The following is a 22,033-nucleotide window of genomic DNA, read 5'->3' as shown; positions in this document are numbered from 1 at the left end:
AATGAAGTACGTGCTCTTTCCCCCTGGCTGACCTGTCCGGGGGCCACCTCTGATCGACTGGGATGTGCAGCACGTGCGTTTCCTCAACGACATCCAGCCCGCGTACGACCTGACGTACGACGACGTGTTCATGGTGCCGAGCCGCAGCGCGGTCGGCTCGCGTCAGGGCGTGGACCTCAGCTCCCCGGACGGCACGGGCACCACCATCCCGCTCGTCGTCGCCAACATGACCGCCATCGCCGGCCGCCGCATGGCCGAGACCGTGGCCCGGCGCGGCGGCCTGGTGGTCGTCCCGCAGGACATCCCGATCGAGGTCGTCACCGAGGTGACCTCCTGGGTCAAGGGCCGCCACCACGTCCTGGACACCCCCATCGTGCTGGCCCCGCACCAGACGGTCGCCGACGCCCTGGCCCTGCTGCCCAAGCGCGCGCACAACGCCGGTGTGGTCGTCGACGAGGAGCACCGGCCCGTCGGCGTGGTCACCGACCGGGACCTCACCGGGGTGGACCGCTTCACCCAGCTCGAAGTGGTGATGAGCAAGGACCTGCTCCTGCTGGACGCGGACATCGACCCGCGCGAGGCGTTCAACCGGCTCGACGCCGCCAACCGCCGCTACGCGCCCGCCGTCGACCGGGACGGCCGCCTCGCGGGCATCCTGACCCGCAAGGGCGCCCTGCGGGCCACGCTGTACACCCCGGCCGTGGACGCGCAGGGCAGGCTCCGGGTCGCCGCCGCCGTCGGTATCAACGGCGATGTGGCGGGCAAGGCCAAGCAGCTCCTCGACGCGGGCGTCGACACGCTCGTCATCGACACCGCGCACGGTCACCAGGAGTCGATGATCAGCGCGGTCCGGGTGGTCCGCGCCCTCGACCCGCAGGTGCCGATCGTGGCCGGGAACATCGTCTCCGCCGAGGGCGTCAAGGACCTGATCGACGCGGGCGCGGACATCATCAAGGTCGGGGTGGGCCCGGGTGCCATGTGCACCACCCGCATGATGACCGGTGTGGGCCGGCCGCAGTTCTCCGCCGTGCTGGAGTGCGCGGCCGAGGCGAGGAAGTACGGCAAGCACGTGTGGGCCGACGGCGGCGTGCGCCACCCCCGCGACGTGGCCATGGCGCTGGCCGCCGGAGCGTCCAACGTCATGGTCGGCTCCTGGTTCGCGGGCACCTACGAGTCGCCCGGCGACCTCCAGCAGGACGCCAACGGCCGCCTCTACAAGGAGTCCTTCGGCATGGCCTCCGCGCGCGCGGTGCGCAACCGCACCTCGGAGGAGTCGGCGTACGACCGGGCCCGCAAGGCGCTGTTCGAGGAGGGCATCTCCACCTCCCGGATGTTCCTCGACCCGGACCGCCCGGGTGTCGAGGACCTGATCGACTCGATCATCGCGGGCGTCCGCTCCTCCTGCACCTACGCCGGTGCGAACTCCCTGGAGGAGTTCGCCGAGAAGGCGATCGTCGGCGTCCAGAGCGCCGCGGGCTACGCCGAGGGCAAGCCGCTGCACGCCAGCTGGAGCTGACCGGCGCCCGTCCGAGCGAGGCCCCCGCTGTCCCGGTGACGGGAGAGCGGGGGCCTTCCGCATGCCGGGCACACCCGGACAGTCCCACCCGTCCCGCACGCAACGGACGAAAGCACCGGCGCAACGAACACCCGCGCCGGGCCCCGGAACGCAACGATCATGCGGAAAGACGCAAGGTTGCTGCATTACGCTTGTGAAGCGCAGCCTCATAAGGTCTGCGCTGTACATGGCGTGGCAGGGACCCCGCTCGGTGGGTCCCCGCGGGACGGGGCGCCACCGGTCCCGCCCGCTCCGGCAATCGCAGCGACAAGGAGCCGCGCGTGCTCGACCAAGGCGCACCCCCGGACCGCAGCACCACCGTCCCCCCGTCTCTCGGCGCCCGCCTGATGCGCCGCAAGCCGGTGGAACGCCTGGTCGCAGAGGGCGGTCAGGGTGAGGGCGGAACGCTCAGGCGGTCCCTGGGGCTGTGGCAGCTCACCATGATCAGCATCGGCGCCACCCTGGGCACCGGCATCTTCGTGGTGCTCGGCGAGGCCGTCCCCAAGGCCGGGCCCGCCGTCACGCTGTCCTTCGTGATCGCCGGTCTCACGGCGCTCTTCTCCGCCCTCTCCTACGCCGAGCTGGCCGGCACCATCCCGGTCTCCGGATCCTCGTACTCGTACGCATACGCAACGATGGGCGAGCTGATCGCCTGGATCTGCGGCTGGTGCCTGGTCCTGGAGTACGGCGTGTCGGTGGCCGCCGTCGCCGTCGGCTGGGGCGAGTACCTCAACGAGCTGCTCAAGGGCACGATCGGCGTGACCATACCCGCGGCCCTGTCCGCGCCGCCCGGCGACGGCGGGGTCTTCAACCTGCCCGCACTGCTCGTCGTGCTGCTCGCGATGGTCTTCCTGCTCGGCGGCGCCAAGGAGTCGGCCCGCGCCAACACGGTCATGGTGTGCGTGAAGATCGCCGCGCTGATCCTGTTCTGCGCCATCGGCGTCCAGGGCTTCCGCTCCGGCAACTACTCCCACTTCATGCCACTCGGCATGGGCGGTGTCAGCGCGGCGGGCGCGACGCTGTTCTTCTCGTACATCGGCTTCGACGCCGCCTCCACCGCCGGTGAGGAGGCCAAGAACGCGCAGCGCGACCTGCCCCGCGCGATCATGCTCTCCCTGGTCATCGTCACCGCGCTGTACGTCCTGGTCGCCGCCGTCGCGGTGGGCGCCAAGCCCTGGCGGCAGTTCAACGACTCGGAGGCCGCCCTCGCCCAGATCATGCGCGACGTCACCGGCCAGAGCTTCTGGGGGACGCTGCTGGCCTTCTGCGCGGTCATCGCCATCGCCAGCGTCGTGCTGACCGTGCTCTACGGCCAGACCCGCATCCTGTTCGCCATGTCCCGCGACGGCCTGGTGCCCAAGGCGTTCTCCCGTGTCCACCCGAAGTCCGGCGCGCCCCGGGTGAACACGCTCATCGTGTCGCTGTTCTGCGGTGTGCTGGCCGCCGCCATCCCGCTGGGCCAGCTCGCGGACGCCACCAGCATCGGCACCCTCTTCGCCTTCGCCCTGGTCAACGTGGCCGTCGTGGTGCTGCGCCGGACCCGGCCCGCCATGCGCCGCACCTTCCGGGTGCCGCTGTCGCCGGTGCTGCCCGCGATCGGCTTCGTGCTGTGCGTGTGGATGATGGGCAGCCTGTCCACCGTCACCTGGGTGGTCTTCGGGATCTGGATGGCCGTCGGGCTCGTGATCTACTTCCTGTACGGCCACCGCCGTTCCCGTCTCGCGGCCGGTTCCGGCCCCGCGACGGCAGCCCAGTAGACCGGACGACCGGACCCGAGCCCGGAGAAATGACCCGCGCCCCGTGCTGAACGAACTCGACGAACGCATCGTGCACGCCCTCGCCGAGGACGCCCGCCGCTCCTACGCGGACATCGGGCAGCTGATCGGACTGTCCGCGCCCGCCGTCAAACGGCGGGTGGACCGGCTGCGCGCCACCGGCGCCATCACCGGGTTCACGGTCCGCGTCGACCCGGCGGCGCTCGGCTGGCACACCGAGGGCTTCGTGGAGATCCACTGCCGGCGCAACACCTCGCCGGAGACGATCCAGCGCGGCCTGGAGCGCTACCAGGAGGTCGTGTCCGCGTCCACCGTCACCGGTGACGCGGACGCGATCGCCCAGGTCTTCGCCGCCGACATGCGCCACTTCGAACGGGTCCTGGAGCGCATCGCGGGCGAGCCGTTCGTGGAGCGCACCAAGTCGGTCCTGGTCCTCTCCCCGCTGCTGCGCAGATACTCCTCGGGCTCACCCACCTGAGGCCGCCCGTCGTCGGCCGCGGCCACCACCGCGTCCGCCGCGCAACGAATCGCCGCGGGCGCCGTCCGGGGCGCAACGGATCGCCCGCACAGACGCAACGGTCCCGTCTTGTCCCTGTGACCAGGCGAAACGTACCGTCGTTCCGGCCCCCCGACCGCGCCCCGCACCTTCCCTAGGACCGCCATGCCGCCGCTGCGCACCGCCCTGCTCCAGAGCTCCGGCCGCCCCGGCTCCGTCGCCGAGAACCTGAAGGTGCTCGACGCCGCCGCCGGCCGCGCCGCCGAGGCCGGTGCCGGGCTGCTGGTCACCTCGGAGATGTTCCTGACCGGGTACGCGATCGGCGACGGCGTCGCCCGGCTCGCCGAGCCCGCCGACGGGGAGGCGGCCGACGCCGTCGCCGAACTCGCCTGCCGGCACGGCCTGGCCGTCGCCTACGGCTACCCGGAGCGGGCCGCCGAGGCCGTCTTCAACTCCGTCCAGCTGATCTCCGCCGACGGCACCCGGCTGGCCGGCTACCGCAAGACCCACCTCTTCGGCCCCTTCGAGCGCGAGGTGTTCACCCCCGGCGACGAGCCCGTCGTCCAGGCCGAACTGGGCGGCCTGAGGATCGGCCTGATGATCTGCTACGACGTCGAGTTCCCGGAGAACGTCCGCGCGCACGCCCTGGCCGGCACCGACCTCCTGGTCGTCCCGACCGCGCAGATGCACCCGTTCCAGTTCGTCGCCGAGTCGCTGGTGCCGGTGCGCGCCTTCGAGAACCAGCTCTACGTCGCCTACGTCAACCGGGCCGGGCAGGAGGGCGACTTCGAGTTCGTCGGCCTCTCCGTCCTCGCCGGACCCGACGGCACCGCCCGCGCCCGCGCCGGCCGCGGCGAGGACCTGGTCCTCGCCGACGTCGACCCCGCCGTGCTCGCCGCCTCCCGCGCGGCCAACCCGTATCTGAGCGACCGCCGCCCCGGCCTCTACGGCTCCCTCGGCATCCCCGGCTGACACCCGCCCCGCCCCCGCCACCCCGCGATCTTCCCCGTGCAAGGAGTCCGTACCCCATGACGTCCACCGTGCCCAACGCCGTCGAGCACGCAGACGAGCAGCAGCCGCCGATCACCATGTTCGGCCCGGACTTCCCGTACGCGTACGACGACTTCCTCGCCCACCCGGCCGGGCTCGGCCAGATACCCGCCACCGAGCACGGCGCCGAGGTCGCGGTCGTCGGCGGCGGCCTGTCCGGGATCGTGGCCGCCTACGAGCTGATGAAGATGGGCCTCAAGCCCGTCGTGTACGAGGCGGACCGGATCGGCGGCCGGCTGCGCACCGTCGGCTTCGAGGGCTGCGACGAGTCGCTGACCGCCGAGATGGGCGCGATGCGCTTCCCGCCCTCCTCCACGGCGCTCCAGCACTACATCGACCTGGTGGACCTGCGCACGCGTCCCTTCCCCAACCCGCTCGCCGAGACCACCCCCTCCACGGTCGTCGACCTCAAGGGCGAGTCGCACTACGCCGAGACCGTCGACGACCTGCCGCAGGTCTACCGGGACGTCGCGGACGCCTGGGGCCGGTGCCTGGAGGAGGGCGCCGACTTCTCCGACATGAACCGCGCGCTGCGCGAGCGGGACGTGCCGCGCATCCGCGAGATCTGGTCGCGCCTCGTCGAGAAGCTCGACAACCAGACCTTCTACGGCTTCCTGTGCGACTCCGAGGCGTTCCGGTCCTTCCGGCACCGGGAGATCTTCGGCCAGGTCGGCTTCGGCACCGGCGGCTGGGACACCGACTTCCCGAACTCCATCCTGGAGATCCTGCGCGTCGTCTACACCGAGGCGGACGACCACCACCGCGGCATCGTCGGCGGCTCGCAGCAGCTGCCGCTCAGGCTGTGGGAGCGCGAGCCGGAGAAGACCGTCCACTGGCCGTACGGCACCTCGCTGAAGTCCCTGCACCCCGGCGGCGAGCCGCGCCCGGCCGTGACCCGGCTGCACCGCACCGCGGGCAACCGGATCACCGTGACGGACGCCGACGGCGACATCCGCACCTTCCGCGCGGCGATCTTCACCGCCCAGTCCTGGATGCTGCTGTCCAAGATCCAGTGCGACGACGCGCTGTTCCCGATCGACCACTGGACGGCGATCGAGCGCACCCACTACATGGAGTCCAGCAAGCTGTTCGTGCCGGTGGACCGGCCGTTCTGGCTGGACAAGGACGAGCACACCGGGCGGGACGTCATGTCGATGACGCTGACCGACCGGATGACCCGCGGCACGTACCTGCTGGACGACGGCCCGGACAAGCCCGCCGTGATCTGCCTCTCCTACACCTGGTGCGACGACAGCCTGAAGTGGCTGCCGCTGTCCGCGAACGAGCGGATGGAGGTCATGCTCAAGTCGCTGTCGGAGATCTATCCGCGGGTCGACATCAGGAAGCACATCATCGGCAACCCGGTGACCGTCTCTTGGGAGAACGAGCCCTACTTCATGGGCGCGTTCAAGGCCAACCTGCCCGGCCACTACCGCTACCAGCGCCGTCTGTTCACCCACTTCATGCAGGACCGGCTGCCCGCGGAGAAGCGGGGCATCTTCCTGGCGGGCGACGACATCTCCTGGACGGCGGGCTGGGCCGAGGGCGCCGTCCAGACCGCGCTGAACGCGGTCTGGGGCGTCATGCACCACTTCGGCGGGGCCACGGACGCGGCCAACCCGGGCCCCGGCGACGTCTACGACGAGATCGCGCCCGTCGAACTCCCCGAGGACTGAGCCCGGCCGCGGGCCGTCACAGCCCCGCGGCCCGCGCTTTCTCGTACAGCTCGGCGGCCACGTCCTTCAGCTCACCGGCGTCCCGCAGGGTGCTCTGGAGATCGACCAGGATCTCCTGCATCCCCAGCTCCACATAGGGGAACAGGTCCTCGACGATCTGGTCGACGCTGCCGTGGAAGTGCGCCCGGCCGGTGCCCTCCTGGGCCTTGGCCGCGTAGCGGGCGTTGGCCCGCAGCACGGTCCGGATCGGCTGCTGCCGGCCGCGCTCGGCGGCCAGGTCCTGCAAAGCGTGCCACTGCGCGGTCACCTGGTCGATGCCCATGCTGGTCGGCAGCCAGCCGTCCGCGTGCTCCACCAGCCGCTCGCGTGCCTTGCGGCTGCCCGCGGCCAGCAGGATCGGGATGGGCCGGGCGGGCTTGGGGCCCACCACGGCCGAGTCGATCCGGGTGACCGGGCCGTGGTGGCGCACGGGGTCCGGGCCCCACACCGCGCGGCAGACGTCGATGACCTCGTCCAGCACCCGGCCGCGCTCCTCGATCGGGCGGACGCCCGCCGCCGCGTACTCGTCGGTCGACCAGCCGGTGCCGAAGCCCGCGATCACCCGGCCGCCGCTGGCCGCGTCCAGCGAGGCGAGCGAGCGGGCGAGCTGGAACGGCACGTGCAGCGGCGCCACGAGCACGCTGGTGCCGAGGTCCACCCGCTCGGTGGCCGCCGCGGCGAGGGTGAGCGTGACCAGCGGCTCGGCCACATGGCGGTAGGCGTCGGGCCAGGGCAGGCCCTCGATGCCGTACAGGCCCTGGGTGGCGGGCTCGGGGAACAGCGCCCGCTCGTACACCCACAGGCTGTCGTAGCCGATCCCCTCCGCGGCCCGCGCCACGTCGGGCACGTCCCTGCCGAGGTCGTACTGCCGGTTCTGCGGAAGGCCCAGTCCCAGACGGGTCGCCATGGCGATGCGCTCCTTCGTGCTGCCGGTGATCACCGGTGTCCCGGTGCAGAAGAGCCAACGTACCGGGGGGACAAGGGAGTTCCGGGGAACCGGGGCGGGCCGGGCGGGTGTCAGCGCGGCAGCGGGGTGAGCATCATGCGCGCGGTGAGGCCGACTGCCGCGTCCAGCCCGCGGGCGCATTCCCCGGCCAGCTCGGGCACGCGGCGCAGCGCCCACAGCGTCCGCGCGGCCGTCCAGGCGGCGTCCAGCGCCTGCCGCGGGTGCCAGGCGCCGAGCAGATGGGTGAGCGGGTCGGCGATCCGCAGCAGGTCGGGGCCCGGCACCAGGTCCTCCCGGGCGCGTTCCTCCAGCGCGGCGAGGAGATCGCCCACGCGCTCGAACCCGCCCTCCAGCCCGGCCGGTTCGCACCCCAGGGCGGCGCAGGTGTCCACCACGGCGAGCGCCAGATCGTGCCCGGTGTGCGCGTGCAGGCCCGCCAGGGCGAACTGGAGCGGCCGTACGCCGGGGTGCCGCCGCGCCTGGAGCAGCGGGCGCCAGCAGTCCGGCGCGCGCCGCGGACCGGCCGCCGGGTCCACGGCGGCCAGATACCGTCCGGCGAGCCGGGCGTGCAGCGCGGCCGCGGCCCGCGCGGTGGCGGGCCGCCCGGCCGCCGGGCGGCGGGCGGCCTCCTCGGCGACCGCGAGGTAGACGCGGTGGAAGACCGCGACCCCGTCCCGCTCCGGCGGTCCGGCGGCGCTCCCGCGCAGCCGCGCGAGGACGGTGTCCACGGCGGCCGCGGTGTCGGTGGTCCCCGCGGCGTCCGGGCGGCGGGTGAGTGGTGCCGTTTGCCCCATGCGGGCAGCGTCGCAGCCGCGCACCCCCGCCGGTGCCGACGGGCCGGACGCTTCCCCGGAACGGGGGAACGCCCGCCCGGTCCGGGCCCGGTCCGCCGGGTGTCCGGCTACGGTGCGGCCGGTGCCCGCCCACGGAGCGCCCGGTGCGCGGCTACGGCGCGGAGGTTCCCGCGTCGCCGCCGGGGCGTCCCGGCGCGTCGTAGGAGGAGGTGCCCTCGTCGAGCAGCGGCTCCTGCTGCTTCAGATGCGCCGGGGCGAAGGCGCGCAGGGCGTGGTAGCCGGTGATGACGACGACCGTGCCGAGGGCGATGCCGCTCAGGGAGAAGGTGTCGGTGAACTTCATGCTGACGTTGCCGACGCCGATGATGATGCCCGCGGCGGCCGGCACCAGGTTCAGCGGATTGCGCAGGTCGACCCGGGCGTTGCTCCAGATCTGCGCGCCGAGCAGGCCGATCATGCCGTACAGGATGACGGTGATGCCGCCGAGCACACCGCCCGGGATCGCGGCCACGACCGCGCCGAACTTCGGGCAGAGCCCGAACAGCAGCGCGAACCCGGCGGCGGCCCAGTAGGCGGCCGTGGAGTAGACGCGGGTGGCGGCCATGACGCCGATGTTCTCGGAGTACGTGGTGTTGGGCGGGCCGCCCACCGCCGTGGACAGCACGGAGGCCACGCCGTCCGCCGAGATCGCCGTGCCCAGCTTGTCGTCGAGCGGGTCGCCGGTCATCTCGCCGACGGCCTTCACATGGCCCGCGTTCTCCGCGACCAGCGCGATGACGACGGGCAGCGCGACCAGGATCGCCGACCAGTGGAACGCCGGGCCGTGGAAGGACGGCAGCCCGACCCAGTCGGCCTTGCCGACGCCCGAGAGGTCCAGCCGCCAGTGGTCGGTGAGCTTCCCCGACCCGTCCACGGAGTGGATCCTGCCGAAGACCCGGTCGAAGACCCAGGAGATGCCGTAGCCGAAGACCAGCCCGAGGAAGATCGCGATCCGGGACCAGAAACCCCGCAGGCAGACGACGGCCAGACCGGTGAACAGCATCACCAGCAGGGCGGTCCACTGGTCCTGCGGCCAGTAGGTGGAGGCGGTCACCGGGGCCAGGTTGAAGCCGATCAGCATGACGACGGCGCCGGTGACGATCGGCGGCATCGCGGCGTGGATGATCCGCGCCCCGAACCGCTGCACCGCCAGGCCGACCAGGAACAGCACGGCGCCGACGACCAGGACCGCGCCGGTCACCGTCGCGCTGGTGCCGCCCTGCGCCCGGATCACCGCGGCGACCCCCACGAACGACAGCGAGCAGCCCAGGTAGCTGGGCACCCGGCCGCGGGTGGCGAGCAGGAAGATCACGGTCGCCACGCCCGACATCATGATGGCGAGGTTGGGGTCGAGGCCCATGAGCACGGGGGCCACGAAGGAGGCGCCGAACATGGCCACGACGTGCTGGGCGCCGAGCCCGACCGTGCGGGGCCAGGACAGCCGTTCGTCGGGCCGGACCACCGCTCCGGGTGCGGGCGTGCGCCCGTCACTGTGCAGTTTCCAGCGCACGCCGAGGTCCATGGTGGGGTTTCGCTTTCTCTGTACGTGAAGTCGGTCGAGACCATTGTGCGGGTGGCGGGCGGCTGACCAGCACCTTCCCCGCCACCCAAGGTGAGCGACCGCTTAGAATGCGGGCGGACCACCCCCGGCCCGTACGTCCAGGAGCACCGCCGTGACCACCGCAGCACCCGACCTGTCGTACGGACGGCTGGTCCCCGTCGCCGTCCACTTCGACGGCCTGGACGCCCTGGGACTGCTGCACCACGCCCGCTCCCCCCTGCTGGTGGAGCGGGCCTGGTCACAGCCTGTGGCACGGGCACGGCCTCCGCTTCGAGGGCGACCGGACGGCGGCGGGCGACGCCTGCAACGCGGTCAGGGAACTGCGGATCACCTATGACGCGCCGGTCACCCGGCCGGGTGAGTACGCCGTCCACCTGTGGCTCGACCGGCTCGGCACCACCGGTCTCACCCACGGCTTCCGCTTCTGCTCGGCCGACGGCGCGCTGACGTACGCCTCGGGCAGCCGCGTCCTGGTCCGGCTGGACGCGGCCACCCTGCGGCCCGCCCCCTGGAGCGAGGGGTTCAGGCGCGCGGGCCGGGCACTGCTGCGTCCGGCGCGGTGATCTTCGGACGGTCCCGGTCACCGGCCCGCAGCACCCCGGCGAAGACCGCGAGACCGCAGGCCAGCACGGTGACGAGACCGAACGACACCACCAGGCTGGTGGCCTGGGCGAGCCCGCCGATCGCACTCGGCGCGACCAGCCCGGAGGTGTACGTGATGGTCGCCACGCCCGCGATGGCCTGACTGGGGTTCGGCCCGCTGCGGCCCGCCGCGGCGAAGCAGAGCGGCACGACCACCGCGATCCCGAGCCCCATCAGCGCGAACCCGCCCATCGCCACGGCCGGGTGCCCCGCCAGCACCACCAGCAGCCCGCCCACGACGGCCAGCAGGCCCCCGGCCCGCACGGTGCGCACCGAGCCGTATCGGTCCACCACGCGGTCGCCGGCGATCCGGGCGATGGCCATGGTGAGCGTGAAGCCCGTGGTGCAGGCCGCGGCGAGCCCGGCCGAGGTCTCCAGCTGATGGCGCAGATACACCGCCGACCAGTCCAGGCTGGCGCCCTCCGCGAACACCGCGCAGAACCCGACCGCGCCGATCAGCAGCGCCGACCTGGGCGGCAGCGCGAACCGCGGCGGCGGCTCCTCGTCCTCGGCCGGCTGGAGGTCCAGCACCCAGGTGCAGGCGACCAGGCCGAGGACCGTCAGCACACCGGCCGCCAGGACATGGTGCAGACGGGCGTCCGTGCCCAGGTGCGCGGCCAGGGTGCCGGCCGCCGAGCCGATCAGGGCACCCGCGCTCCACATCCCGTGCAGCCCGGACATGATCGACCGGCCCAGCCGGTTCTCCACCTCCACACCGAGGGCGTTCATCGCGACGTCCGCCATGCCGGACGAGGCGCCGTAGACGAACAGCGCCAGGCACAGGACCGGCAGGTTCGGGGCGAGCGCGGGCAGGACCAGGGAGAGCGTCCACAGGGCCAGCAGGCCGCGCAGCGCGGTGCGGGCGCCGAAACGGTGGCTGATGCCGCCCGCGAGCGGCATCGCCAGGGACGCGCCCAGCGCGGGGAAGGCGAGCGCGAGGCCCAGTTGCCCGGCGCTGACCGAGGCATGGTCCTGGATCCATGGCACCCGGGTCGCGAACGAACCGGTCACCGAGCCGTGCACGGCGAAGACGGCCGCCACGGCGTACCGGGCGCGTCTGACCTCGCGCTGGTGGTGGACCACTGCTGTCATTCTCCGGCCCCTCCCGGGCTGTGTGCTCTCCGGCCGACGTGCGGACGTAAACTATCAGGGACCCTGCCTGATAGATAGGGGTTATGCGGCCGCTCACCACGCGCGCGGCCCGGCCCCCCGGATCTGGGAGGATTCCGGCCATGCCCGCATCCCCGAGCACCGCCCGAGCCATCAACGACCGGCTCGCCCTGCGCCTGTTGCAGCAGGAAGGGCCGTTGACGGCAGGGCAGTTGAAGCAGTTCACCGGGCTGTCCCGGCCCACCGTCGCCGACCTGGTCGACCGCCTGACGGCCTCCGGTCTGATCACCGTCGTGGGGGAGTCCGGCGAGCAGCGGCGCGGCCCCAACGCGCGGCTCTACGGCATCGTCGCCGACCGCGCGTACCTCGCCGCCCTCGACGTCCGCACCGACAGCGTCGCCGTGACCGTCTCCGATCTGCTCGGACGGGAACTGGCCGAGGCGTCGGCGCCGGTCGGCCCGGACACCGGCACCGGCCCCGCGGTCGAGCAGGCCGTCACGCTCGTGGAGCGGGCCGCCAAGGAGGCGGGAGCGCCCCGGCTGCACACCGTCGGCATCGGCGCGCCCGGCCTGATCGACCCGGTCACGGGCGAACTGCGCGACTCCACCGGCCTGCCCGAGTGGCACCGCCGGCTGGTGGCCGCCCTCCAGGAACGGCTGCCGCGGGCCCGGGTCATCGTCGAGAACGAGACCAACCTCGCGGCCCTGGCCGAGCAGCGCGACGGGGCCGCCCGCGGGCGGGACACCTTCGTCCTGCTGTGGCTCGGTCACGGCACCGGCGCCGCGGTGGTCCTGGACGGGGCGCTGCGGCACGGCGCGTCGGGCGGCACCGGCGAGATCGGCTTCCTGCCCGTGCCCGGCACCGGCGGCCTGCCCTCGGCGACCGACTGCACGGGCGGCTTCCACTCGCTGGCGGGCTCGGCGGCGGTGGTGGAACTGGCCGCCGAGCACGGGCTGGCGGGCGCGCCCTCAGGACGTGAGCCGGCTGCCGCGGAACTGGTGCGCGGCGCGGTGCGCGGCTCCTCGCCCGGGGCCGGGCGGTTCTTGGACGCCCTCGCCGACCGGCTGGCGCTCGGGGCGGCCTCCGTGGTGGCCGTGCTGGACCCCGGGTGCGTGGTGCTCGGCGGGGACACCGGCCGGGCCGGCGGCGAGGCGCTCGCCGCCCGGGTGGCCCGGCGCATCGCCCGCATGTCACCGCTGCCCACCCAGGTGCGGCCGAGCACCCTGGGCGGCGCGGCCGTCCTGCGCGGAGCCCTCCTGACGGCCCGCGACCGCGCCCAGGAGGTGCTGTTCGCGCCGCCCGGCACGGCGGGCACACCGGTCCGGCCGGTGTGAGGGCGCCCCGCGCGGACCCCCCGACCCAGCCACCCCCGCGCGCGGACGACCTGCCCCGCCGTCTCAGCCGCGCAGTCCGGTGCCGCCGAAGCGCGCCGTCAGATACTCCTCGAAGGTCCGCCTGCCGACCGCCCGGTCCGGAGCGAGGTGGCCGCCCTCGCGGTAGCCCCGGTAGACCCGGCCCGCCAGCGGGACGTTCAGGACGGGGCGGTGGCGGCCCGTCGCCCTGAGATAGGCGCGGGCCAGGGATTCGACGCCGCGGACCTCGGGGCCGCCCATGTCCGGCACCCGGCCCGCCGGGGCGCCCGCCGCCAGTTCGGCCAGCCGTCCGGCGACCTCCGCGACCTCCACCGGCTGGTCCCGCACCCCGGCCGGGAGCAGCATCACCGGCGGCCTGGCCAGCTTCCCGAGGAGAGCGGCCACGAGGTCGTGGAACTGGGTGGCGCGCAGCACGGTCCAGCCGAGACCCGACTCCTCGACCAGCCGTTCCACGGCCCGCTTGGTCTGGTAGTAGCCGAGCGGCACGTGGTCGACGCCCACGATGGAGACGTACACGAGATGGGAGACCCCGGCGCCGCGCGCCGCCGCGAGCAGATGGGCGGCCCCCTCCTCGTCGCCGCCCCGCGTCGAACTCGCGCAGTGCACGACCGTGTCCACGCCCGCGACGGCCGCGTCCAGCCCCGGGCCGCCCTCGCGCAGGTCGACGCCGTACGGCCGGGAGTGCCGGCTGAGCACGCGCACCTCGTGCCCGTCCGCGCGCAGCCGCTCGGCGACGAGCGCGCCGAGGGTTCCGGTGCCGCCGGTCACCAGGATCGTGGTCATGAGGTCCCGTCCCTTCCCTGACGTCGTGCGAGGTCCGTGACGTCGTACGAGGTTCAGCTTGTCCGGCTTCGGGCCCGCCCGCACCCGCGCCGCGCGAGTGGCCCTGCCGTGACCCGAACTGGCGTCCGGTGCCGCCCTGTTGACCCCACTGGTCTAGTCCTTTTAGTGTCTGACTCAGGAACAGACCGGCCCGGCGGCGGTGACGACGGCCCTTGCCCGCCGCCGGGCCTTTCACGCGCGCGCCCGGCGCGCCCCGGCACGCGCGCCCGCGCCGAGGGCGGTGCTGCACTCTGTGAGCGAGCCCACACCGATCGTCCGGATGGACGTCCACCGGGCGTGGCACACTGGCCGTGTACCAGTAGCAGCGCACTCCGGGGTCGGTGAAAGTCCGAACCGGCGGTTACAGTCCGCGACCCGGTCGCTTCCAGCGGCCGGTTGACCAGGTGAAATTCCTGGACCGACGGTTAAAGTCCGGATGGGAGGCAGTGCGCGGCGAGCGGGCACATCTGTGCGCGTCGCCGTCTACGGGCCCGTTTGGCGACGGGTCCGCTCCGGCGTCGTCGCCCGGCGTGTGGTCCCCTCGTGTGCTCTGCCGTCCCGGCAGCCCCGGAGTCCGTGCCCGAAGAGGCAGGAGGACCCGGGAAGTGTTCACCGGAATCGTCGAAGAGCTGGGCGAGGTCACCGCCGTCGAGGACCTCGGCGACGCCGCTCGCTTCCGTCTCCGCGGCCCCGTCGTCACCGAGGGCGCGCGGCACGGCGACTCCATCGCCGTGAACGGCGTCTGTCTCACCGTCGTCGAGCACGACGGCGAGGAGTTCACCGCCGACGTCATGGCGGAGACCCTCGAGCGCTCCAGTCTCGGCGTCCTCACCGCGGGCTCCCGGGTCAACCTCGAACGCCCCACCGCCGTCGGCGCCCGCCTCGGCGGCCACATCGTGCAGGGCCACGTCGACGGTACCGGCGCCATCCTGGAGCGCACGCCCTCCGAGCACTGGGAGATCGTGAAGATCTCGCTGCCCGCCCCGCTCGCCCGCTATGTCGTCGAGAAGGGCTCCATCACCGTCGACGGCATCAGCCTCACCGTCGTCGAGGCCGGCGCCGAGCACTTCACCGTCAGCCTCATCCCCACCACCCTCGCCCTGACCACCCTCGGCATCAAGCAGCCGGGCGACCCGGTCAACCTGGAAGTGGACGTCGTCGCCAAGTACGTCGAGCGGCTGCTCGGCGACCGCGCCCCGGGGGCCGACCGGTGAACTGGCTGAACTCCGAGGCGTTCACCGCGTTCGGCCAGCACATCAAGTGGTCCGACATGATCGGCAACATCATCGGACTGCTCGGTCTCGCCTTCGGCTGGCGCCGCTCGATCTGGACCTGGCCCACCCAGTTCCTGTCCGGCGCGATCCTCTTCGCCGCCTTCGCCACCGCCCACCTCTCCGGCAGCGCGGGCAAGCAGATCGTCGTCATGGTCGTCGCCGGCTACGGCTGGTGGCGGTGGAAGCGCGGCCCGCGGACGGGCGCCGACGGCCACATCGCCGTCCGCTTCGCCACCTGGCGGGAGCGGGCCGCCCTGCTCGCCGTCGCCGCCGTCGGCACCGTCGCGGTCGCCTCCCTGTTCGAGGCGTACCCGTCCCTGTCCTGGGACCCCTGGCCGGACGCCTACATCTTCGTCGGCACCGTCGTCGCCATGTACGCCCAGGCCCGCGGCATGGTCGAGTTCTGGCTCGCCTGGCTGCTCGTCGACGCCGTCGGCGTCCCGCTGAACTTCGCCAACGGCTTCGCCTTCTCCGGCTTCGTCTACGTCCTCTACGGCGCGCTCGTCCTGTGGGGCCTGCGCGACTGGTGGCTGCGCTCCCGGCACGGCGCGCGGCCCGTACCGGAAGGAGCGCCCGCATGAGCGCCCACCCGTCCGCCACCGCCACCGCCCCGAACGAGGCGCTGCGCGCCGCCCCCGCGGTCCCCCCCGTCCTCTACAGCACCGACAACATCGAGGACTTCGCCCTCGACCCGGTCGAACAGGCCGTCGCCGACATCGCGGCCGGCCGTCCCGTCGTGGTCGTCGACGACGAGAACCGCGAGAACGAGGGCGACCTCGTCGTCGCCGCCGAGAAGGCGACCCCCGAGATCGTCGCCTTCATGATGAGCGAGTGCCGCGGTCTGATCTGCGCCCCCATGGAGGGCGAGGAACTCGACCGGCTGCGTCTGCCGCAGATGGTCGAGGACAACACCGAGTCGATGCGGACGGCCTTCACGGTCTCCGTCGACGCCACCGCCGCGCACGGCGTCACCACCGGCATCTCCGCCGCCGACCGCGCCACCACGCTCCAGCTCCTGGCGAGCGGCGCCGCCGAGCCCACCGACCTCGTGCGGCCCGGCCATGTCTTCCCGCTGCGCGCCCGGCCCGGCGGCGTCCTCGCCCGTGACGGCCACACCGAGGCCGCCGTCGACCTCGCCCGGCTCGCGGGGCTGCGCCCGGCCGGCGCGATCGTCGAGATCGCCGGTGAGGACGGCCGGATGCTCCGCCTGCCCGACCTGGTCCTGTTCGCCCGAAAGCACGGTCTGACCATCATCTCCATCGAGGACCTGATCGCCTACCGCCGCGGCAGCGAGCCCACCGTCCGCCACGAGGCGGAGGTCAGCCTCCCCACCGCGCACGGCACCTTCACCGCCCACGGCTTCCGCTCCGCCGTCGACGGCGTGGAGCACATCGCCCTGGTGCACGGCGAGATCGGCACCGGCGAGGACGTCCTGGTCCGCGTCCACTCCGAATGCCTGACCGGGGACGTCTTCGGCTCCCTGCGCTGCGACTGCGGTCCCCAGCTGGACGCCTCCCTGGAGCGCATCCAGCGCGAGGGCAGGGGAGTGGTGGTCTATCTGCGCGGCCACGAGGGGCGCGGCATCGGCCTGATGTCCAAGCTGCGCGCCTACGAACTCCAGGAGCGCGGCCGCGACACGCTGGACGCCAACCTCGAACTCGGCCTGCCCGCCGACGCGCGGGACTACGGCGCCAGCGCGCAGATCCTGCGCGACCTCGGGGTGCGCAGCGTCCGCCTGATGACCAACAATCCCGACAAGACCGAGGCGCTGACCGGCCACGGCATCCAGGTCACCGGCCGGGAGCCCATGCCCGTCCAGGCCGGCGAGCACAACCTCCGCTACCTGCGCACCAAGCGGGACCGGATGGGGCACGACCTGCCCTGGCTGGACGCGTCCACCGCGTCCGCCTGCGGCAACCAGTAGACCTGCGCGGGCCGGCCGGGACCGGCACGGGCGAGAACACCAGCACGGAGGAGACACGTGAGCGGCAAGGGTGCACCGGAACTGTCCGTCCGCAACTGCGGCGACCTCAGGGTCGCCGTCATCGCGGCGCAGTGGCACGAAAAGGTGATGGACGGACTCGTGGACGGCGCCCTGCGCGCGCTGCACGAGCTGGGGATCGACGAGCCCACGCTGCTCCGGGTCCCCGGCAGCTTCGAACTCCCGGTGGTGGCCAAGGTGCTCGCCGGACGCGGCTACGACGCGGTCGTCGCCCTCGGTGTCGTCATCCGCGGCGGCACCCCGCACTTCGACTACGTCTGCCAGGGCGTCACCCAGGGCCTGACCCAGGTCTCCGTGGACACCGGCGTGCCCATCGGCTTCGGCGTACTCACCTGTGACGACGAGGAACAGGCGCTGGACCGGGCCGGTCTGGAGGGCTCCCGCGAGGACAAGGGGCACGAGGCGGTGACCGCGGCGGTGGCGACCGCCGCCACGCTGCGTTCAGTATCCGAACCCTGGCGGTGACCAGGGGACCGGAGCGCGTAGGGTAAGCAGCACCATGTCCAAGAAGACGTTCGAGGAGCTGTTCACCGAGCTCCAGCAGAAGGCCGCCCACGGCGACCCCGCCACCTCCCGCACCGCCGAACTGGTCGGCAAGGGGGTCCATGCCATCGGCAAGAAGGTCGTCGAGGAGGCCGCAGAGGTCTGGATGGCCGCCGAGCACGAGGGCAAGGAGGCCGCCGCCGAGGAGATCTCGCAGCTGCTGTACCACGTCCAGGTGATGATGGTCGCCCGCGGCATCTCGCTGGACGACGTCTACGCCCACCTGTAAGTCACCGCACTCCGCCCGCACATCCCCTCAAGCGAAGGAAGCCGACCTCATGCTGCGCATCGCCGTCCCCAACAAGGGTTCACTCTCCGGCCCTGCGGCGGACATGCTGCATGAGGCCGGCTACCAGCAGCGCCGCGAGGCCAAGGAACTGCGCATCGTCGACCCGGTCAACGAGGTGGAGTTCTTCTACCTCCGCCCCCGCGACATCGCGATCTACGTCTCCTCCGGCCGGCTGGACATCGGCATCACCGGCCGCGACCTGCTCGTGGACTCCGGTGCCGACGCCGAGGAGATCCTCCCGCTCGGCTTCGCCCGCTCCACCTTCCGCTTCGCCGCCAAGCCGGGCACGGCCGAGAGCGCGCGGGACCTGAAGGGCCGCACGGTCGCCACCTCCTACGAGGGCATCGTCGCCGGACACCTCGCCGAGCACGGCATCGACGCCTCCGTCGTCCACCTCGACGGCGCCGTGGAGACCGCCATCGAACTGGGCGTCGCCGAGGTCATCGCCGACGTCGTCGAGACCGGCACCTCCCTGCGCAACGCGGGCCTGGAGGTCTTCGGCGAGCCGATCATGAAGTCCGAGGCCGTCGTCATCCGGCGCACCGGCGCCGACACCGAGGACCCCAAGGTCCAGCAGTTCCTGCGCCGCCTCCAGGGCGTCCTGGTCGCCCGGACGTACGTGATGATGGACTACGACTGCCGGGTCGAACAGCTGGAGAAGGCCGTGGCGCTCACCCCCGGTCTGGAGTCCCCGACCGTCTCCCCGCTGCACAACGAGGGCTGGGTCGCCGTGCGCGCCATGGTCCCGGCCAAGGAGGCCCAGCGGATCATGGACGACCTGTACGCGATCGGCGCCCGCGCCATCCTGACCACGGCCATCCACGCCTGCCGCCTCTGAGGACGACCGACCGATGTCCGACCTGCCGCCCGCCCTCCCCGTCACCTTCCGGCCGGGGCACACCCGCGTGGTGCTGCTCTCCGCGGGGGCCGCGATCTTCGTCGTGATCGCGGCCGTGGCCGTCCTGCTGGAACAGCTCACCCCGGGCGAACGCATCAGCTTCGTCCTCACCGGCGCCCTGCTGTCCGGTGTGCTGGCGCTGCTGGCCCGGCCGAAGGTGGTCGCCGACGACTCCGGCGTCACTGTGGTGAACATCGCATCCCGGCGTCATCTGGAGTGGCCGCAGGTCCTCCAGGTGAATCTGCGGCCCGGCGACCCCTGGGTGTTCCTCAACCTGAGCGACGGCACCAGCCTGCCCGTACTGGGCATCCAGCCCGGAATCGCCAGGCAGCGGGCCATCGCCGACGCCCGCGCGCTGCGCGCCCTCGTCGAGTCGCACGCCCTCGCGGACCCGGAGCAGACCCGCGGCGCGTGACCCGCACCCGCCTCCGGGGTGAACCTCCGGGACGGCTCGGGAGCCTCCGGCCTGACGCATCCGGCCCGGACTTGATTAATCTGGTGGGCGGAGACGTGTCGCTGCGTCCCCGCCCCTGAGCGCCGCCCGGTGCCAGGGGTTCCTGCTACCCGAGGAGTGACTCCCTCCGGCGATGGACGGATCGTCCTGTAGTACCTGCGCCGCCCCCTGCCGACATAGCGCGCACCGCGCCCCCGCGGTCCGCACGCGCACACAGGCGGCGGCATCATGACCCTCCCCCTGCTGCTCCTCGGAGCGGCCCTCCTGCTGATCCTCGCCAACGGCTTCTTCGTCGCGGCGGAGTTCGGCCTGGTGACGGTCGAGCGCCCGGACGCCGAGAAGGCCGCGGCCGACGGCGACCGACGCGCCCGTACGGTCGTCGAGTCGCTGGGCGAGCTGTCCTTCCAGCTCTCCGGCACCCAGCTCGGCATCACCATCACCTCCCTCGTCGTCGGCATGCTCGCCGAACCGGCACTGGCCGAGCTGCTGCACGGCCCCATCACCGCGACCGGTCTGCCCGCGGGCGCCGTCTCCGGTGTCGCCGTGGTCGTCGGCATGCTGCTCGCCTCCGCCCTCCAGATGGTGATCGGCGAGCTGGTGCCCAAGAACTGGGCGGTCTCCCGGCCGTTGCAGGTCGCGCGGTTCGTCGCGGGCCCGCAGCACCACTTCTCGCGGCTGTTCCGCCCGGTGATCGCCGCGCTGAACACCGTCGCCAACCGGCTGGTACGGGCGCTGGGCGTGGAGCCCGCCGACGAGCTGGCCTCCGCCCGCACCCCCGGCGAGCTGGTCTCGCTGGCCCGGCACTCGGCCCAGGCCGGTGCCCTGGAGCAGGACACGGCCGACCTGTTCGTCCGCACCCTGTCCCTGGGCGAGCTGACCGCGCAGCACGTGATGACGCCGCGCGTGAAGGTCAGCGCCCTCCAGTTCTCCGCGACCGCCGAGGACGTGGTCAACCTCACCCGGGCCACCGGACTGTCCCGCTTCCCCGTCTACCAGGAGAAGATCGACGAGGTGGTCGGCATGGCCCATCTCAAGGACGCCCTCGCCGTCCCGGCGCACGAGCGGCTGCGCACCCCGGTCGGCCGTATCGCCCGGCCCGCGCTGCTGGTCCCCGAGACCCTGCCGGTGCAGCCGCTGCTGGCGCAGCTGCGCAGCGAGCAGCCCATCGCGGTCGTCGTCGACGAGTACGGCGGCACCGCGGGCGTCGTCACCCTGGAGGACATCGTCGAGGAACTCGTCGGCGAGGTCCGCGACGAGCACGACGCCAAGGACGTGCCCGAACTCGCCCCGGTCCCGCCGGAGGACGGCCGGCCCGCCTGGGACGCCGACGGCGGCTGCCGGGTCGACCTGCTCCGCCGTATCGGCCTGGACGCGCCCGAGGGCCCGTACGAGACCGTCGCCGGGCTGGTCGCCGATCTGCTCGGCCGGATCCCGGTCCCCGGCGACCGGGCCGAACTGCCGGGCTGGCGCCTGTCCGTGCGCCAGGTCGGCCATTACCGCGCCGAACGGGTCCGCCTGGTCCGCACGGCCACCGCGACCGACACCGCCGAGGCCGTCACGGAGGCCGCCCGATGAGCGTGCTCCAACTGGTCCTGGCCGCCCTGCTGGTGCTGGCCAACGGCTTCTTCGTCGGTGCCGAGTTCGCGCTCGTCTCCGTGCGCCGCAGCCAGATCGAACCGCTCGGCACCGCCCGCGCCCGCCAGGTCCTGCACGGCCTGGAGCGGCTGCCGCAGATGATGGCCGCCGCCCAGTTCGGCATCACCGTCTGCTCGCTGACCCTGGGCGCCGTCGCCGAACCCACGGTGGCGAAGCTGCTGGAGCCGGTCTTCACCTGGATGCGCCTGCCGCACGGCGTGGTGCACCCGCTGGGCTATGTCATCGCGCTGGCCGCCGTGGTCTTCTTCCACCTGGTCATCGGCGAGATGGTGCCGAAGAACCTGGCGATGGCCGCCCCGGAGAAGGCCGCGCTGTGGCTCGGCCCCGGCCTGGTCGCCTTCGCCCGCCTCTGCAAGCCCGTCACCGTCGCGCTCGGCGCCTGCGCCCAGGGCATCCTGCGGCTTTTCCGGGTCGAGCCCAAGGACGAGGTCGAGGCCGTCTTCACCAGCGAACAGCTCAACCGGCTGGTGGAGGACTCCGGCCAGGCCGGGCTCCTCGGCCCCGAGGAGCAGGAGCGCCTGGAGGACGCGCTGGAGCTGGGCTCCCGGCCGGTCCTGGACGTGCTGCTGCGCCGCGACGCCCTGGTGACGGTCAGCCCGTCGGTCACCCCCGGCGAGATCGTCGCGCTCACCGCCCGCACCGGCTACTCGCGTTTCCCGGTCGCCGCGGGCAACGGCGCCTTCATGGGGTACCTGCACGTCAAGGACGTCCTCGACCTGGAGGAATCCGACCGGGCCGTCCCGCAGCGGATATGGCGCCCGATGACGACGCTGAGGTCCGAGCTGCCGCTCGACGACGCGCTGACCGTGATGCGCCGCGCCGCCACCCATCTCGCCCAGGTGGCGGACGCCACCGGCAAGGTGCTCGGCGTGGTCGCGCTGGAGGACGTCCTGGAACTGCTCGTCGGCGAGGTCCGCGACCCCGCCCACCGCGCGGCCCCGGAGATCCGCCTCACCGAACCCCGCCCCAGCGGTGCACAGGCTCTCGCGACCTGAGCCGGACGCACACCCGCCCGAGCCCGCGGCCGCCCGGCCGCGGG

At 73.0% G+C, this 22,033-nt stretch carries 20 protein-coding genes, 1 pseudogene and 1 riboswitch; of the genes and pseudogenes, 16 read left to right on the top strand and 5 right to left on the bottom strand.

Annotated elements, in window-relative coordinates:
• The first annotated feature begins 64 nt into the window (after positions 1 to 64).
• The 5 genes from B086_RS0130240 (at position 65) to B086_RS0130220 (ending at position 6,552) form a co-directional block, all read left to right on the top strand.
• Positions 65 to 1,516, top strand: coding sequence for a GuaB1 family IMP dehydrogenase-related protein (locus B086_RS0130240; RefSeq protein WP_018570180.1), 1,452 nt, complete (start codon positions 65 to 67; stop codon positions 1,514 to 1,516).
• 320 nt (positions 1,517 to 1,836) lie between these two features.
• The gene (locus B086_RS0130235; protein ID WP_018570179.1) at positions 1,837 to 3,312 is read left to right on the top strand and encodes an amino acid permease; all 1,476 of its coding nucleotides are present in this window, start codon (positions 1,837 to 1,839) and stop codon (positions 3,310 to 3,312) included.
• 43 nt (positions 3,313 to 3,355) lie between these two features.
• Entirely contained in the window at positions 3,356 to 3,808 is a 453-nt protein-coding gene (locus tag B086_RS0130230) for an Lrp/AsnC family transcriptional regulator (protein WP_018570178.1), read from the top strand.
• A 192-nt stretch (positions 3,809 to 4,000) separates the two neighbouring features.
• Positions 4,001 to 4,798, top strand: coding sequence for a carbon-nitrogen hydrolase family protein (locus B086_RS0130225; RefSeq protein ID WP_026252920.1), 798 nt, complete (start codon positions 4,001 to 4,003; stop codon positions 4,796 to 4,798).
• Positions 4,799 to 4,854: 56 nt separating this feature from the next.
• A complete protein-coding gene (locus B086_RS0130220; RefSeq protein WP_018570176.1) occupies positions 4,855 to 6,552 on the top strand; it encodes a flavin monoamine oxidase family protein in 1,698 nt (565 codons plus the stop codon).
• Between the two features lie 16 nt (positions 6,553 to 6,568).
• Here B086_RS0130220 and B086_RS0130215 read toward each other — a convergent pair whose 3' ends face one another.
• The 3 genes from B086_RS0130215 to B086_RS41240 all read right to left on the bottom strand — a co-directional run bounded on the left by B086_RS0130215 (position 6,569) and on the right by B086_RS41240 (position 9,892).
• Positions 6,569 to 7,498, bottom strand: a complete 930-nt coding sequence (locus B086_RS0130215; RefSeq protein WP_026252919.1) for an LLM class F420-dependent oxidoreductase — start codon at positions 7,496 to 7,498, stop codon at positions 6,569 to 6,571.
• Between the two features lie 110 nt (positions 7,499 to 7,608).
• A complete protein-coding gene (locus tag B086_RS0130210; RefSeq protein ID WP_018570174.1) occupies positions 7,609 to 8,331 on the bottom strand; it encodes a DUF5995 family protein in 723 nt (240 codons plus the stop codon).
• 151 nt (positions 8,332 to 8,482) lie between these two features.
• Positions 8,483 to 9,892 (bottom strand): uracil-xanthine permease family protein, encoded by a 1,410-nt coding sequence (locus tag B086_RS41240; RefSeq protein ID WP_018570173.1) that lies wholly within the window; start codon positions 9,890 to 9,892, stop codon positions 8,483 to 8,485.
• A 151-nt stretch (positions 9,893 to 10,043) separates the two neighbouring features.
• Here B086_RS41240 and B086_RS43340 point away from each other — a divergent pair.
• A pseudogene (locus B086_RS43340) lies at positions 10,044 to 10,494 on the top strand (acyl-CoA thioesterase).
• Here the strand turns inward: B086_RS43340 and B086_RS0130200 are convergent.
• Positions 10,454 to 11,665, bottom strand: a complete 1,212-nt coding sequence (locus tag B086_RS0130200) for an MFS transporter (protein ID WP_026252917.1) — start codon at positions 11,663 to 11,665, stop codon at positions 10,454 to 10,456. The pseudogene B086_RS43340 and the gene B086_RS0130200 sit on opposite strands and share 41 nt — an antisense overlap.
• Before the next feature lie 140 nt (positions 11,666 to 11,805).
• On the opposite strand from B086_RS0130200, the gene B086_RS0130195 reads away from it, so the two are divergent.
• Positions 11,806 to 13,017 carry an ROK family transcriptional regulator gene (locus B086_RS0130195; protein ID WP_026252916.1) on the top strand — a complete coding sequence of 404 codons (1,212 nt, stop codon included), beginning with the start codon at positions 11,806 to 11,808 and terminating at the stop codon, positions 13,015 to 13,017.
• A 63-nt stretch (positions 13,018 to 13,080) separates the two neighbouring features.
• Here the strand turns inward: B086_RS0130195 and B086_RS0130190 are convergent, their stop codons facing one another.
• Entirely contained in the window at positions 13,081 to 13,839 is a 759-nt protein-coding gene (locus B086_RS0130190; RefSeq protein WP_018570170.1) for an SDR family oxidoreductase, read from the bottom strand.
• Positions 13,840 to 14,201: 362 nt separating this feature from the next.
• Positions 14,202 to 14,332, top strand: a riboswitch (FMN riboswitch).
• A 151-nt stretch (positions 14,333 to 14,483) separates the two neighbouring features.
• On the opposite strand from B086_RS0130190, the gene B086_RS0130185 reads away from it, so the two are divergent.
• The 9 genes from B086_RS0130185 to B086_RS0130145 all read left to right on the top strand — a co-directional run bounded on the left by B086_RS0130185 (position 14,484) and on the right by B086_RS0130145 (position 21,989).
• Entirely contained in the window at positions 14,484 to 15,092 is a 609-nt protein-coding gene (locus B086_RS0130185) for a riboflavin synthase (protein WP_018570169.1), read from the top strand.
• Positions 15,089 to 15,733 carry a nicotinamide mononucleotide transporter family protein gene (locus B086_RS0130180; protein WP_018570168.1) on the top strand — a complete coding sequence of 215 codons (645 nt, stop codon included), beginning with the start codon at positions 15,089 to 15,091 and terminating at the stop codon, positions 15,731 to 15,733. The genes B086_RS0130185 and B086_RS0130180 overlap by 4 nt, the downstream gene beginning before the upstream one ends.
• Positions 15,730 to 17,076 carry a bifunctional 3,4-dihydroxy-2-butanone-4-phosphate synthase/GTP cyclohydrolase II gene (locus B086_RS0130175; RefSeq protein ID WP_018570167.1) on the top strand — a complete coding sequence of 449 codons (1,347 nt, stop codon included), beginning with the start codon at positions 15,730 to 15,732 and terminating at the stop codon, positions 17,074 to 17,076. The genes B086_RS0130180 and B086_RS0130175 overlap by 4 nt, the downstream gene beginning before the upstream one ends.
• A gap of 57 nt (positions 17,077 to 17,133) precedes the next feature.
• The gene (gene ribH, locus B086_RS0130170; protein ID WP_018570166.1) at positions 17,134 to 17,619 is read left to right on the top strand and encodes a 6,7-dimethyl-8-ribityllumazine synthase; all 486 of its coding nucleotides are present in this window, start codon (positions 17,134 to 17,136) and stop codon (positions 17,617 to 17,619) included.
• Between the two features lie 34 nt (positions 17,620 to 17,653).
• Positions 17,654 to 17,926 carry a phosphoribosyl-ATP diphosphatase gene (locus B086_RS0130165; protein WP_018570165.1) on the top strand — a complete coding sequence of 91 codons (273 nt, stop codon included), beginning with the start codon at positions 17,654 to 17,656 and terminating at the stop codon, positions 17,924 to 17,926.
• Positions 17,927 to 17,975: 49 nt separating this feature from the next.
• Positions 17,976 to 18,824, top strand: a complete 849-nt coding sequence (hisG, locus tag B086_RS0130160; RefSeq protein WP_018570164.1) for an ATP phosphoribosyltransferase — start codon at positions 17,976 to 17,978, stop codon at positions 18,822 to 18,824.
• Positions 18,825 to 18,837: 13 nt separating this feature from the next.
• Positions 18,838 to 19,299: a PH domain-containing protein gene (locus tag B086_RS0130155; protein ID WP_018570163.1), complete on the top strand. Its 462-nt coding sequence runs from the start codon at positions 18,838 to 18,840 to the stop codon at positions 19,297 to 19,299.
• 267 nt (positions 19,300 to 19,566) lie between these two features.
• Positions 19,567 to 20,913 carry a hemolysin family protein gene (locus B086_RS0130150; RefSeq protein WP_018570162.1) on the top strand — a complete coding sequence of 449 codons (1,347 nt, stop codon included), beginning with the start codon at positions 19,567 to 19,569 and terminating at the stop codon, positions 20,911 to 20,913.
• Positions 20,910 to 21,989: a hemolysin family protein gene (locus B086_RS0130145; protein WP_018570161.1), complete on the top strand. Its 1,080-nt coding sequence runs from the start codon at positions 20,910 to 20,912 to the stop codon at positions 21,987 to 21,989. Before B086_RS0130150 ends, B086_RS0130145 begins: the two co-directional genes overlap by 4 nt.
• Positions 21,990 to 22,033: the final 44 nt, after the last annotated feature.

Source organism: Streptomyces sp. PsTaAH-124 (genome assembly GCF_000373685.1).
Classification (GTDB): domain Bacteria; phylum Actinomycetota; class Actinomycetes; order Streptomycetales; family Streptomycetaceae; genus Streptomyces; species Streptomyces andamanensis.
The sequence above is the reverse complement of the archived record's forward strand: the minus strand, read 5'-3'. Positions and strand labels throughout refer to the sequence as shown.

What these genes read in the sequence shown, in the direction of transcription:
- B086_RS0130220 (WP_018570176.1), top strand. Translation starts at nt 4,855, where the DNA reads ATGACGTCCACCGTGCCCAACGCCGTCGAGCACGCAGACGAGCAGCAG.
- B086_RS0130215 (WP_026252919.1), bottom strand. Translation starts at nt 7,498, where the DNA reads ATGGCGACCCGTCTGGGACTGGGCCTTCCGCAGAACCGGCAGTACGAC.
- B086_RS0130210 (WP_018570174.1), bottom strand. Translation starts at nt 8,331, where the DNA reads ATGGGGCAAACGGCACCACTCACCCGCCGCCCGGACGCCGCGGGGACC.
- B086_RS41240 (WP_018570173.1), bottom strand. Translation starts at nt 9,892, where the DNA reads ATGGACCTCGGCGTGCGCTGGAAACTGCACAGTGACGGGCGCACGCCC.
- B086_RS0130200 (WP_026252917.1), bottom strand. Translation starts at nt 11,665, where the DNA reads ATGACAGCAGTGGTCCACCACCAGCGCGAGGTCAGACGCGCCCGGTAC.
- B086_RS0130195 (WP_026252916.1), top strand. Translation starts at nt 11,806, where the DNA reads ATGCCCGCATCCCCGAGCACCGCCCGAGCCATCAACGACCGGCTCGCC.
- B086_RS0130190 (WP_018570170.1), bottom strand. Translation starts at nt 13,839, where the DNA reads ATGACCACGATCCTGGTGACCGGCGGCACCGGAACCCTCGGCGCGCTC.
- B086_RS0130175 (WP_018570167.1), top strand. Translation starts at nt 15,730, where the DNA reads ATGAGCGCCCACCCGTCCGCCACCGCCACCGCCCCGAACGAGGCGCTG.
- B086_RS0130165 (WP_018570165.1), top strand. Translation starts at nt 17,654, where the DNA reads ATGTCCAAGAAGACGTTCGAGGAGCTGTTCACCGAGCTCCAGCAGAAG.
- hisG (WP_018570164.1), top strand. Translation starts at nt 17,976, where the DNA reads ATGCTGCGCATCGCCGTCCCCAACAAGGGTTCACTCTCCGGCCCTGCG.
- B086_RS0130155 (WP_018570163.1), top strand. Translation starts at nt 18,838, where the DNA reads ATGTCCGACCTGCCGCCCGCCCTCCCCGTCACCTTCCGGCCGGGGCAC.
- B086_RS0130150 (WP_018570162.1), top strand. Translation starts at nt 19,567, where the DNA reads ATGACCCTCCCCCTGCTGCTCCTCGGAGCGGCCCTCCTGCTGATCCTC.
- B086_RS0130145 (WP_018570161.1), top strand. Translation starts at nt 20,910, where the DNA reads ATGAGCGTGCTCCAACTGGTCCTGGCCGCCCTGCTGGTGCTGGCCAAC.